At 68.7% G+C, this 12,297-nt stretch carries 9 protein-coding genes; 6 read left to right on the top strand and 3 right to left on the bottom strand.

Annotated elements, in window-relative coordinates; translation table 11 throughout:
* Nucleotides 1-3 precede the first annotated feature (3 nt).
* From PLE19_00740 to PLE19_00725, 4 genes are all read left to right on the top strand, one after another.
* Nucleotides 4-1,026, top strand: coding sequence for a Gfo/Idh/MocA family oxidoreductase (locus PLE19_00740; protein HPD13443.1), 1,023 nt, complete (start codon nt 4-6; stop codon nt 1,024-1,026).
* A 65-nt stretch (nt 1,027-1,091) separates the two neighbouring features.
* Nucleotides 1,092-1,403 (top strand): nucleotidyltransferase domain-containing protein, encoded by a 312-nt coding sequence (locus PLE19_00735; GenBank protein HPD13442.1) that lies wholly within the window; start codon nt 1,092-1,094, stop codon nt 1,401-1,403.
* Nucleotides 1,393-1,737: a DUF86 domain-containing protein gene (locus tag PLE19_00730; protein HPD13441.1), complete on the top strand. Its 345-nt coding sequence runs from the start codon at nt 1,393-1,395 to the stop codon at nt 1,735-1,737. The genes PLE19_00735 and PLE19_00730 overlap by 11 nt, the downstream gene beginning before the upstream one ends.
* A gap of 66 nt (nt 1,738-1,803) precedes the next feature.
* Nucleotides 1,804-3,003: a PmoA family protein gene (locus PLE19_00725; GenBank protein HPD13440.1), complete on the top strand. Its 1,200-nt coding sequence runs from the start codon at nt 1,804-1,806 to the stop codon at nt 3,001-3,003.
* A 156-nt stretch (nt 3,004-3,159) separates the two neighbouring features.
* Here PLE19_00725 and PLE19_00720 read toward each other — a convergent pair whose 3' ends face one another.
* On the bottom strand, nt 3,160-3,933 hold the full coding sequence (locus PLE19_00720; protein HPD13439.1) for a sugar phosphate isomerase/epimerase: 774 nt from the start codon (nt 3,931-3,933) through the stop codon (nt 3,160-3,162).
* A 146-nt stretch (nt 3,934-4,079) separates the two neighbouring features.
* On the opposite strand from PLE19_00720, the gene PLE19_00715 reads away from it, so the two are divergent.
* Nucleotides 4,080-5,246, top strand: coding sequence for a M14 family zinc carboxypeptidase (locus PLE19_00715; GenBank protein ID HPD13438.1), 1,167 nt, complete (start codon nt 4,080-4,082; stop codon nt 5,244-5,246).
* Between the two features lie 9 nt (nt 5,247-5,255).
* Here the strand turns inward: PLE19_00715 and PLE19_00710 are convergent, their stop codons facing one another.
* Both PLE19_00710 and PLE19_00705 read right to left on the bottom strand, forming a co-directional pair.
* Nucleotides 5,256-6,656, bottom strand: coding sequence for a Gfo/Idh/MocA family oxidoreductase (locus PLE19_00710; protein HPD13437.1), 1,401 nt, complete (start codon nt 6,654-6,656; stop codon nt 5,256-5,258).
* A gap of 109 nt (nt 6,657-6,765) precedes the next feature.
* The gene (locus PLE19_00705; protein ID HPD13436.1) at nt 6,766-9,444 is read right to left on the bottom strand and encodes a CHASE4 domain-containing protein; all 2,679 of its coding nucleotides are present in this window, start codon (nt 9,442-9,444) and stop codon (nt 6,766-6,768) included.
* 200 nt (nt 9,445-9,644) lie between these two features.
* On the opposite strand from PLE19_00705, the gene PLE19_00700 reads away from it, so the two are divergent.
* Complete coding sequence (locus tag PLE19_00700; GenBank protein HPD13435.1) at nt 9,645-12,290, top strand: right-handed parallel beta-helix repeat-containing protein; 2,646 nt, start codon at nt 9,645-9,647, stop codon at nt 12,288-12,290.
* The last annotated feature ends 7 nt before the right edge of the window (nt 12,291-12,297 follow it).

Raw genomic sequence — 12,297 nt, 5'->3', positions numbered from 1 at the left:
CCCATGAAGTCCCTGAAAACCGCCGTCGTCGGCTGCGGCCTCTTCGGCGAGAACCACGTGAAGGCCTACGCCGCCTGCCCGGGCGCCGAGTGCGTCGCCGTCTTCGACCTCAACCCCGCCCGCGCCGCCGCAGTGGCGAAAAAGTACGGCACGAAGGCCGCGCGGACCCTCGATGAGATTGCGGGCGACAAGAGCATCCGGGCGGTCTCCATCGCCACGCCCGACTTCGCGCACACCGACACGGCCCTCGCGCTGCTCGCGGCCGGGAAGCACCTGCTCATCGAGAAGCCCCTCGCCACCTCCACCGCCGAGGCCAGGCAGATCCTCGCCGCCGCGAAGAAGGCTCGCCGCACCGTGATGGTGGATTTCCATAATCACTGGAATCCCCCGTTCCTCGCCCTCAAGCAGCGGATTGATGCGGGCGAGCTGGGCAAGCCGGTGATGGGCTACATCCGCCTCTCCAACCCCCTCTCGATCCCCTTCGGCATGCTCGCCTGGGCGGGCCAAAGCGGCCCCCACTGGTTCCTGCTGCCGCACATTGTGGACCTGATGCGTTGGCTCATCGGGCGGCAGAGGGCCCTGCGCGTCACCGCCCACGCCCGCCGCGAAATCCTCAAGCGAAAGGGCGCCGACACCTACGACGCCCTCCAGGCCACGGTGGCGTTCGAGGACTGCTTCATCACCTTCGAGACCTGCTGGATTCTGCCCAAGAGCTGGCCCACGCTCATTGACTTCCAGATGAGCCTCGTGGGCTCGAAGAGCACCGCGCAGATCCAGTGCACCGAGCAGGGCCTGCGCGTGGCCGGCCCGCGGCGGTTCGAAACGCCCTTCACCGCCGGCCTGCTCGACGCCTTCGGCGTGCCCCAGGGCTTCGTGGTCATGCCCATCTACCACTTCGTGGACTGCCTCCTCGACGGCCGGCCGCCCGTCGTCACTGCCGAGGACGGCCTCGCGGCCACCCAGATCATCGAGGCCGCGCTTCGCTCGATCGAGCAGCAGCGCACGGTGGAGATAGACGAGGCGTGACAGGCCCCGGTTCCTTCCTTGCATTTCCTGCCCTGCGCCGGATAATAGGCGACAGGAGGCCTGCCGTGGTCGCACTGGTCGAGCAACACAAGCCCGCCTTGGATAGCCTGTGCCGAGAGTTCAGGGTTCGCCGCCTCGAGCTTTTCGGCTCGGCCGCGACGAGCGAAGGCCCCCTCGCGGAGAGCAGCGACCTGGACTTCCTCGTCGAGTTCCTGCCGCTGGAGCCGGGGGCGCATGCGGATGCCTACTTCGGCCTGCTGGCCGCGCTCGAGGACCTCTTTGGGCGGCCCGTGGATCTGGTCATGACCCGCGCCATCACGAACCCCTACTTCCTGGAGTCCGTCAACCGGACGCGAACGGTGCTCTATGCGGCTTGAGGCGAAGAAGCTGCTCGAAGACATGCGGCAGGCCGGCGCCCTCGTCCTCGACTTCACGGCCGGCAAGACCTTCGAGGACTACGCCGGCGACAAGCTCTTGCGGTCCGCCGTTCAGCGCCAGTTCGAGATCATCGGCGAAGCCCTCAGCCGCCTGGCCAGGCGTGAGCCCGCCGCGGCCGCGAAGATCACCGACCGCAGGCAGATCATCTCGTTCCGCAATGTCCTGATACACGGGGACGACATCGTGGACGATCAGGTCGTCTGGGATGTTGTGCGCCATAAGCTGCCGGCCCTGCTGGCGGAGGTCCAGGCTCTTCTTGCCGAGGGAGCCTGACGGGCGTCGGATGGCCTGTGGCCCCGTGGGTTACCGGAGTGGCATCCCTTGTCCAAGGAGAAAACGATGCTCGCGAGAAGGCTGACACTGGCCTGGGTCGTGCTGGCCCTCTTGGCTCTTCCCGCCCGAGCCTTCGAGGTCACGCTCGAGGTCGAGGCGGGTGATAGCGACCGCGTGGAGACGCCCGTGTGCGCGCCCGTCATGCTGCCCGCGACGCCGGGGGCCGACGTGGCGGTGGAGGTCGAGGGTCCCGGCGGCAAGACGCCCGGCCAGCTCGTGCCCGGCCCTGAAAGGGGCTCGTTCATGCTCGCCTGGCTCGTGTCGCTCAAGAAGGGCGAAAAGGCCACCTACAAGGCGAAGATCGAAAAGGGCGACGCGCCGAGAGGTTTCGCCTTCGAGGACGCGAAGGGCGACCACCTCGACCTGCTCTTCGACGGCCGCAAGGTGACGCGGTTCATGTACCGCTTCACCGACGACCCCGACGCCAAGAAACGCTTCCCCGACGCCAAGCCCTTCACCCACGTGTTCGACTCGAAGGGCCAGGACGTGATCACCAGCCCCGGCGGCCAGCCCTTCCCCCACCATCGCGGGCTCTTCCTCGGCTACAAGGTCAAGCTGCCCAACGGCCCCACCTATGACTTCTGGCACGTGCCCAATTGCTGGCAACGGCTCGACAGGTTCACCCAGCAGGCGGCCGGGCCCGTGCTCGGCCGCATGACCGCCCTGGTGAACTGGGCCGACCCGAAGGGCGAACCCGTGCTCGTCGAGGAACGCACCATCACCGTCTACCGCCAGAGCAAGCCCGAGGTGCTGCTCGACTTCGTGTCCACGCTGGCGTCCAGGATGGGTGACCTGGATATTGGCGGCGACCCCGAGCACGCCGGCGTCCAGTTCCGCCCCCATTTCGACGTCGGCAACGCGGAGAACAAGAAGAACACGAAATACGTCTTCCCGCCGAACATGACGCCGGGGGGCAAAGGCACGCAGGACATGCCGTGGGCCGCCGTGCGGTTCACACTGCGCGGTTCGGCCTTCGAGGTGGCGCACCTGAACCACCCCGAGAACCCGAAGGGGGCCATCTACTCGGCCTACCGGGACTACGGGCGCTTCGGCTCCTACGCCCCGATGAAGCTGCCCGCCGACAAGCCCATCACGCTCCGCTACCGCCTCTACGTGCGCGAGGCGCCCGAGGCACTCACGCCGGCCGAGGTGCAGCGCCTCTACAACGACTTCGCCACGCCGCCGAAAGTCACTGTGAAGCAATGATCGGCGGGGGAGGAGCCCTTCTTGGGAGAAGGGCTCCTCCCCCACGCCCCCTCCTCCCGAGAACTTCTACACAGGGGCGGCGAATCGCCGCCCTGTGTGAGAGTTCTCGAGGCGGGTGTGGGGGGAGCCTCTTGCAGGAAGTTTCCCCCTTTCTCTTTACCTCGGCTGATAGGCGAGCCACAGCGCGCGGTAGTAGCGCAGGAAGCGCTCGGGCTCAAGGCTCGGTTGGCCGATCTCGGCGAGGGTGAAGCCCCTGTAGCCGTCGGCGGCCAGCAGCGCGAACAGGCGGCGCCAGGGATAGCGCTCGTCGGCCAGATCGGTGATGTGCGCGAGGCGGATCTTGCCGCGCACGAGGGCGTAGCTCGCGTCAATCGAGCCGTCCGCGTCGCGGTCCTCGAGATTGCTGTTCCAGCAGACGAACACATTGTCGTGGTCCGCGGCGTCGAGGATGGCGCGGATGTTGGGCAGCAGACACGTCTCGTGGCCGTGGACCTCGAGGCGGATTTCGACGCCGCAGTCGGCCGCGTATTGGCCGCACTCGCGGAGCGCCAGGCCGATCTGCTCGAGGGTCTTGGCCTTCGGCACGCCCTCCTTCTCGTGGAGGCGGTTGGGCCGCACCTTGACGCCGGGCGCGCCCACGTCGGCCGCGAGGTTCACATACGCCTTCGTGCCCTCGATGTTCTGCCGCACCACCGCGGGGTCAATCGCGTCGTACTCGAAGGCGCTGCCCAGCCCGGCGAGGGCGACGCGCGAGTCGGCGAAGCGCTGTCGCACCTCGGCCCGCTGGGCCGGCGAGAGGGTGACCTCGACGCCGTGCGCGTGGCCGGTGCGCAGTTCCACGCCCTCGAAGCCGGTCTTCTCGCACATCGCGAGGATCGTCGGCACGTCCCAATCCTTGGCCAGGTTGTAGGTCACCAGCCCGAGCTTCATCGGCGGTTCTCCTTCCCATCCGGTCAGCAGAGTCGAGGCGCTCATCTTACCCGAGCGGGCGGGCCGGCGCAATTCCGCAAGCGGGGCGCGCCTGCTATAATGGCCCTCATCGGGTGTTCCACGGCCACTGGCTTTGGGGACGAGCGATGAGGGTCACCAGCGACTTCGAGTGCGGGAACGGCAAGAACATCCAGCAAGTGGCGCCCGGCCATTGGCGCCTCGAGGAGGTGGGCGAGAGGGCCCCCTACTGCAAGTACTTCTGCGTGAGGGTCGAGGCCGGCGACGACGGCGGCCCCGTGCGTCTGGACGTCTACCCCGACCCGCTGCTCGGCGACGAGGGGCGGCTGGGCATGCTGCACCACTACCCCGCGCCGCTGTGGTTCTGCGAGGGCGACCTCGACCACTGGCTGCCCGTGGCCCACCGCTGGCCTGGCGCGGACCGTTACGGCCTCGACCACCTTTCGACCCAGATCGTGGTGCCGCCCGGCGCGGCGCTCTTCGTCGCGAGCAACGTGGTGCTGCCCTATTCGAAGCTCGTGGCCTGGGCAGCGGCAATGGCTGAGCGTGGCGCGCTGGTGGACTCGCTCGGCCGCAGCCACGAGGGGCGCGACATTCCGCGCCTACGCCTGCCCTGCACAGGCCACGGCAGGCCGCTCACCGTCCTTGTGCTCTCGGGCCAGCACCCCAGCGAGCACTGCGGACCGCTGGCCGTCTGCGGCATCGCCGAGTTTCTCGCCTCCAGCCACCCCGAGGCCAGGGGCATCCGCGAGCGCTGCGACGTGTGGCTCGTGCCGATGGTCAACCCCGACGGCAATGTGCGCGGCCGCAACGGCTGGACGGCGGCCGACGTGAACCCGTGCTCGGACTTCACGGGCGCCAGCGACGGCGCGCCGCCGAAGGCCGTCGAGGACCAGTTGCTCTGGCGATGGCTGTGGCAGGAACTGCGGCCCGACCTGTCGCTCGACTTCCACGGCTACCTGGGCACCCGCGGCTTCGCCGACCCGCCCTGCGACGGCTGCTATGTGCTCGAGAAGCCCGAGGAGCTCTACCCCTCGCCCGAGCGGCTCAACGCCTACCGGGCCATCCGCGACACGCTGTTCTGGGACACTCCCGGCCTCTCGGCCCGCTCGCGCCCGGGCACGCTGAGCGCCGACATGCTGGAGTATCACCTCGCCCGCGCGTGCGGCACGCTCGTGCCGTTCTACGAGATCAACCACGCCTTCCACGGCGTGCAGGCCGCGCGGCGCAAGGGGGCCGATGTTTTCCGGGCCGTGGCGCGCACTCTCCTCGCCCTCCCCTTCCCACTGCCGTGAGCCGCCGCCTCAGAGCGCCCAGCCCTTGCGATACGGCGGATTGATGAGGGCGTTGGCCTCGGAGGAGTTGGTGAACTGCACCTTCTCGGCGTCCCACTCGAGTTTGGCGCCGTGGAGCTTGATGGCGATGACGCCGAGCATGGCGATCTCGGTGAGCGGGCCGCCGTAGAGGGCGAAGTCGCTCCCCGCCTTCTTGCCCTGGCGGATGGCCTGGAGCCAGTCGCCGTGGTGGCCGGGCACGCGGGGGATCTTCTTCTCGGGCAGCTTGTAGGCCTTCATGGCCGTCTCGGGGATGATGCGCACGCCGCCGGCGCCGTGCGAGCCGTAGACGATGACGCCCTTGTCGCCGTAGACGACGGCGCCCGTCTCATAGTGCTTGCGGTCGGGCTCCAGCTCCTTGGGCCGCGGGACCTTGACGGTGCCGCTGTGCCACACCATGGTGATCGGCCCGCGCTGGCCCTTGGCGGCGAACTCGTAGGTGATCTTGTCGCCTTTCGGGAAGGCATCGCCTTGGGTCTTGTAGTCCCAGTCCTTCACCTCGGCCTGGATGGACTTGGGCGCGCCCAGATCGAGCGCCCAGAACACGGGGTCCACCACGTGGCACACCCAGTCGCCCACGGTGCCGTTGCCGAAGGGGGTCCAGCCGCGCCAGGCGCCCGGGCAGTAGGCGGGGTGGTAGGGGCGGTCGAGGGCGGGGCCGAGCCACAGGTCCCAGTTCAGGTGCGAGGGCACTTCGGGCCGTTCCTTGCGCACCTGCTCCAGGCGGTCCACGCCCGAGTTCACGGCGGCGCAGCCGAGCTCGATGCGCTGCACGTTGCCGATGGCGCCATCCCAGATCCACTCGCAGAACATGCGGATGGTTTCGGACGAGTGGCCCTGGTTGCCGAGCTGGGTGACGACATTCTTCTCTTTGGCGGCCTTCATGAGTTCGCGGACTTCGTGGACGGAGTGCGCGAGGGGCTTCTCGCAGTAGACGTGTTTGCCGCGTTTGATGGCGGCCATGGCCACGACCGCGTGCGTGTGGTCCGGGATGCCGATGGTCACCGCGTCAATGTCCTTCTCCATCTCGTCGAACATCTTGCGAAAGTCCGCGTATAGTTTGGCCTTTGGGTACTTGGCGGGGACTTCCTCGGTCTTGCCGTCCTTGGACTGCTTCGTCCTGGGGGTGGTGGCGTCCTTGAGGGTGTTGGCGTTCACATCGCACAGAGCGACGATGTTGTTGCCGCCCGCGACGGCGCCGATGTCGCCGCCGCCCATGCCGCCGGCGCCGATGCCGGCGATGTTGAGCCTGTCGCTGGGCGGGTTGGCCGTGGTGCCGGCCACGGCATGCCGCGGCACCACGGTGAAGGCGGCCACCGTGCCGCCCAACGCCCCCACGAACTCGCGACGCGACAACCTCGACTTGCTCATGCTGCTCTCCTTGCGTGGCCTCTGGCCGGAGGGGGTGAATGGAACGGCTTCAGGTTACCTCTCGGGAGCCTGCGAGTCAAACGCGGCCCTGGTCGAGGGGGTCGGGGGGTCAGCCGGTCAGCCGGCCGGGCGCTCCGGCAAGACACGATCGAATCGCCGCGGCCAGCTCCTCGTGACAGATGGGCTTGGTGAGGAGCAGGTCCACGCACGGGATCGCCTCGCCCGAGGTTGCCATTGTGTCGCCGAAGCCCGAGAGCATGATGATGCGCTGGCCGGGCGAGTCGCGCTTAATGACGGCGGCCAACTCGGTGCCGCTCATGCCGGGCATCGCCCGGTCGAGGATGACGAGATCGAATGCGGCGCCGCGCAGCTTCTCGAGCGCCTCCTCGGCATTCGCGGCGCCCACCATCTGATGGCCGTCGGTCTCGAGGAACGACTGGAGCACGCGCCGCACCACTACGTCGTCATCCACGACCAGCACGTGGAGGGGCTTGGAGCGAGGGTGCCCTTCGCCAGGACTGGTCGGCGCGGTTGGGGAGGTGCCGCCGCGCAGGGCCGGGAGGTGGATGAGGAAGGCACTTCCCTCGCCCGGCGCGCTCTCGACACGGATGGTGCCGCCGTGCCGATGCACGATGCCGTAGACCATCGCGAGGCCCAGGCCCGAGCCGCGTCCCTCTTTGGTGGTGTAGAACGGGTCGAAGCAGCGGCGCTTCGCCTCGTCGGTCATGCCGACGCCCGTGTCGCGCACCTCGATGAGGACGGCGTCGTCGTCGCGCCGGGCCTGGATGGAGATGGTGCCGCCGTCGGGCATGGCGTCAGCGGCGTTGAGGATGAGGTTGAGGAGCATCTGGCGCAGTTCGCTCGGGTCGCCGAGCACCCAGGGCTCGCCGTGCGTGCGGATGCTCAGCGCGATGTTCCTGCCCTCGGCCAGGGCCTGGTCTTTCCAGCGGGGCTGGCTCAGACGCGCCGCGTCCTGGATCGTCTTGCCGAGGTCCACCGCCTCGAGTCGCTCGGCGGCGTCGCGCCGGCGGTAGAAGTCGCTGAGGCGCCGCACCACTCTGGCCGCGTCCCTGGCGGCGTTGCACACGGTCTGGAGCATCTCGCGCGTTTCCAGCGGGTCGCCCAGGGTCTCGGGCACCGTGAGCAGCAGGTCGGTGTAGCCCAGGATCGGCAGGAGGGCATTGTTGAAGTCGTGGGCGATGCCGCTGGCCATCTGGCCGAGCGCGCTCAGGCGCTCCTGCTGCACGATCTGTTCCTGGGTGGCGCGGAGTTCGTCGAGGGCTTTCTCCAGGCGCTGGTTGGCCTCGATCAGTTCCTCATCCGCGCGGCGTTGCTCCATGGCCTTCGCGAAGACCACGCCGGCCATTTGAAGCAGCAGGTGGTCCTCCTCGGCCCAGGCGCGCTCGCCGGCCGCTGTGGCCATGCCGAGGAAGCCCCTCGGGCCGTCGCGCGTCACAAGCGGCACCACGAGGAGCGACCTCAGCCCTCGGGCCTCCAAGGCGGCCTTCTCCCCGGCCGCCGCGGCGGGCAGTTGGGACAGGCTGGTTACGGCAACCGACTCGCCCTGCTCGAGGCGTGCGGCCGCCCAGGGGAAGTCATCGCGGCGCAAGCTGCCGCAAGCCACGGCCGTGGACTCGGCGGAGTTGCCGCCCCACGCGTGGGTGCACGCCGCCGTTGCGCCATCCTGCGAGAGCTGGAAGAGGCAGCAGTGGCTGGCTCCGGCGAAGGCCGCGATCTCGCCCAGGGAGTCGCGGATCGCATCGTCCATCTTCTGGGGGGCGAGCCGCAGGAAACGGGCGGCCACCCTTGCGATGAGTTCCTCGAACTCCGCCCGTCGCCGCACGGCCCGCTGCGAGGCGGCCAGACAGCGCACAAGCAGCAGGCCCGCCAGGCCGAAGAGCAGGCCGACGGTGACGACTCCCGCAACGAGGTAGCGCACCGCGTGGGTGCCGGCGTGGTGGATCAGGCGGGGCGCCCGAGTCTCGACCAGCACGGCCGGGTCGCCCGCGAAGTCGTTCAAGATCGCATAGCCCTTGACCGTGTCACCGTCCAGCAGGCAGGCCGCGACGCGGTTACCGTTGCACAGGTCGGACGCGAGCGAGCGGACCTCGTTGGGGCACTTGCCGTCGTCGAGGCGCCACAGGACGATCCTCAGGTGGGTGATGGCCGACAGGCGCTCCAGCTCGGTGGCCGTGAGCCAGCGGGCCATGAGCAGGGTGCCTGCCGCCGGCCCCTGGCGCTTGCTGTTGAGGATGGGGCGGGCGGCGACCAGCATGATATGGTCGGGAGTGAGCAGGAGGCCCGAGCAACCGTCGCGCTGGCCGGCGCTGGGCGGAAGCGCGAAGCGGTCAGGCTTCAGGGCCTCGGCCCGCAGGGGCGCCGGGGTGCGTGTCTCCAGATCGAAGGACCTGGCGCACACGATCCGCCCCGAGTTGTCGAGGAAGACCAGCGTGTTGATCCGCAGGTTGTCGAGGGACTCGAGGTTGAGGTTGGCGGCCTCGAACGCGGGGGTGGGCTGCTGCACGAACTGGCGGGCGTCGTCCCAGAAGGCCCAATCGGCCGTCGTGTTCTCCAAGGAGGCGAGGTCGGCCATCAGGGCGCCGGCCACCTGGAGCGCGTCGTTCTGCGCGTCCTCCTCCTCCAGCCTTGCGAAGCTGCGGAGGAGAACGGAGCCCGCCACGACGCCAACCGTGATGAGGAGGCCGAACAGGAACAGCCCAGCCGCGGCGAGAAGCCTCCTGTCCGAGCCGCTCGCCGCCTCCCTCTGCCCGATTGGGTCCCGCCCCATCATTGCGCACCCCCCTTGCGTACACAGGCCGTAGATGAGCAGTTGCCCCTTGTCATCATTGTACAATCCCGCCCACAGCAGTCAATGGCGCGAAGGGCAATGCGGCTTGACCTGCGGCGGCGCAACGAATACGATGGGCCGCCGAAGTGCGGAGATGTGGCCTCCCACGTTTCTCTGCCGCGTACGTAAGGGAATGCTCCATGAGAAGCAATCCTGTCGTCCTCGCCCTGGCGCTGATGGCTGTCTCGTGCGTCAGGCTGGAGGAGAACGCCATGCCGCCCCGCGCGATCACATTGCACGTGGCGCCCGCGGGCGCCGACACCAATCCCGGCACCCAGAGCAAGCCGTTCGCCACGCTGGAACGCGCCCGCGACGAGATCCGCGCGCTCAACAGGGCCGGCGGCTTGCCCCGGGGCGGCGCGGCCGTGGAACTCGCGGGCGGCGTCTACGAGCGCTCGAAGCCCTTCGAGCTGGCCGCCGAGGATAGCGGCAGCCAGGATGCGCCCATCGTCTACCGCGCGCGCAGGGGCGAGGAGGTGCGCCTGGTCGGCGGCAAGGCGGTGGCGGGCTGGAAGCCTGTGGCCGATCCGGCGGTCCTCGCCCGCTTGGAGCCCGCGGCCCGCGGCCGGGTGATGCAGGCCGATCTCAGGGCCCTCGGCGTCGCCGACCTCGGCGGGGTGAACGCCAACCGCCTCGAGCTGTTCTTCAACGACCAGCCGATGACCCTCGCCCGCTGGCCCAACGAGGGCTTCGTCAGGATCACAGGGCTCGTCGAGCCCGACACCGTGAACGTCCGAGGCACCAAAGGCTCCAAGACGGGCAAGTTCCTTTACGATGGCGACCGCCCGAAGCGCTGGGCCGGCGAGAAGGAGCCCTGGCTGCATGGCTACTGGTTCTGGGACTGGAGCGACCAGCGGCATGCGGTGGAGGCCATTGACGTCGAGAAGCGGGTCATCGCGGTGAAGCCGCCGTACCACGGCTACGGCTATCGCGTGGGCCAGTGGTTCTACGCGTTCAACCTGCTGAGCGAGATTGACCAGCCGGGCGAGTGGTATCTCGACCGCGAGGCAGGCCTGCTCTACTTCTGGCCGCCCTCGCCCGTCGAGAAGGGCCGGGCCGTCGTCTCCCTGGCCGAGTCGCTCGTGGCGATGAAGGGCGTTTCGCACGTCACGCTCCGCGGCCTCACGCTCGAGACCTGCCGCGGCACCGCCGTGAGCATCGAGGGCGGTCACCATTGCGCCATCGTCGCCTGCACGCTCCGCAATCTGGGCGGCTCCGCCGTGCGCATCGCGGGCGCGACCGACAGCCGCGTGGTGGGCTGCGACATCTATGGCGTGGGCGACGGCGGCATCTCGCTCGATGGCGGCGACCGCAAGACCCTCACCCCCGCGCGCCTCGCCGCCGAGAACAACCATATCTACCACTACGGCCGCTGGAACCGCATGTACAAGGCCGCCATCCAGATCGGCGGCGTGGGCAACCGCGCGGCCCACAACCTCATCCACAACGCGCCCCACATGGCCATTGGCTTCGGCGGCAACGACCACGTCATCGAGTTCAACGAAATCCACTCCGTCTGCTACGAATCCAACGATGCCGGGGCTATGTACGCCGGCCGCAACTGGACGATGCGCGGCACCGTCGTTCGCCACAACTACCTCCACCACATCAACGGCTTCGAGGGGCGCGGCTGCGTGGGCGTGTACCTCGATGACATGTTCTGCGGCACCGACATCGTGGGCAACGTCTTCTACAAGGTCACCATGGCCGCCTTCGTCGGCGGCGGACGCGACTGCACGGTGGCCAACAACATCTTTGTGGACTGCCCGCGGGCGCTGCACATCGACTCCCGCGCCCTCGGCTGGGCGCGCGACCACACCGACAGTTGGGTCAAAGAGGGCAAGGAGAAGGGCACGCACCTCGGCATCGAGTTCCTCAAGCCGCCCTACAGCACCCGTTGGCCGCAGCTTCTCACGATCCTCGACGACGAGCCGCACGCGCCCAAGGGCAACGTCGTCGAGCGCAACCTCTTCGTCGGCGAGCGCTGGAACGACGTGGACAGCCGCGCCAAGCCCTACGTCGTGATGCGAGACAACCTGACGGACACCGATCCGCTCTTCGTCGCCAAGCCGCCGGCCAGCTTCGAGCTGCGCAAGGACTCCCCCGCCTGGAAACTCGGCTTCCAGCCCATCCCTTTCGAGAAGATCGGCCTGTATAAGAGCGCCGACCGTGCCTCGTGGCCCGTCGAGCACACGGTCCGTCCCATGCCTGAGCCGCCGGCCCCCAAGCCCCGCGTGCCCCAAGGCCCGCCGCCTGTAGCCAAGCTCCCCGCGAAGCTCCTCCTCGCGCAGGGCATCCACGGCGAGAAGCTCAGCCCCAGCAGCACTGCCATGCTCACCCTTGATGGAGCCAGCCTTCGCGTCGCCTTCGACAACGCCGTTGACCCGAACAAGCCCCTTCGCCCCGGCTCGACGTGGGGCCAGGATGACGCGGTGGAGGTGGCGATCCGGAACCCAGCAACCGGCAAGGGCGCGCCGATCTATGTCCTGCGCGGCTTCCCCAACGGCCACTTCGAGGCGAGCACCGAGGCCGGCGCGCCCGACGCCGCGGCGAAGAAGGCCGCCGACGCCGTCAAGTTCGCCGCCAAGGTCGTCGGCAAGGAGCGCTGGACTGCCGAATACCTCATCCCCTTCGCCGCCCTGGGCATTGACCCCGCGAAGCACAAGCGGCTCGAATTCAATCTCACGGTCCGCAAGACCGCCGGCGACCAGTGGCTCATGTGGCGCGGCACCGGCGGCTATAGCTGGGAGGTCGCCAAGGCCGGCTTCCTGGAGCTTGCTCCGTAGCCTTCCC

This window comes from Planctomycetota bacterium (genome assembly GCA_035384565.1).
GTDB lineage: Bacteria > Planctomycetota > PUPC01 > DSUN01 > DSUN01 > DAOOIT01.
Note: the sequence above shows the minus strand (reverse complement) of the source record. Positions and strands in the feature narration are given on the sequence as shown.

Bases quoted from the DNA above. Each gene is read 5' to 3' on its own strand.
- PLE19_00715 (HPD13438.1), top strand. From the start codon at position 4,080: ATGAGGGTCACCAGCGACTTCGAGTGCGGGAACGGCAAGAACATCCAG.
- PLE19_00740 (HPD13443.1), top strand. From the start codon at position 4: ATGAAGTCCCTGAAAACCGCCGTCGTCGGCTGCGGCCTCTTCGGCGAG.
- PLE19_00710 (HPD13437.1), bottom strand. From the start codon at position 6,656: ATGAGCAAGTCGAGGTTGTCGCGTCGCGAGTTCGTGGGGGCGTTGGGC.
- PLE19_00700 (HPD13435.1), top strand. From the start codon at position 9,645: ATGAGAAGCAATCCTGTCGTCCTCGCCCTGGCGCTGATGGCTGTCTCG.
- PLE19_00725 (HPD13440.1), top strand. From the start codon at position 1,804: ATGCTCGCGAGAAGGCTGACACTGGCCTGGGTCGTGCTGGCCCTCTTG.
- PLE19_00730 (HPD13441.1), top strand. From the start codon at position 1,393: ATGCGGCTTGAGGCGAAGAAGCTGCTCGAAGACATGCGGCAGGCCGGC.
- PLE19_00720 (HPD13439.1), bottom strand. From the start codon at position 3,933: ATGAAGCTCGGGCTGGTGACCTACAACCTGGCCAAGGATTGGGACGTG.
- PLE19_00705 (HPD13436.1), bottom strand. From the start codon at position 9,444: ATGGGGCGGGACCCAATCGGGCAGAGGGAGGCGGCGAGCGGCTCGGAC.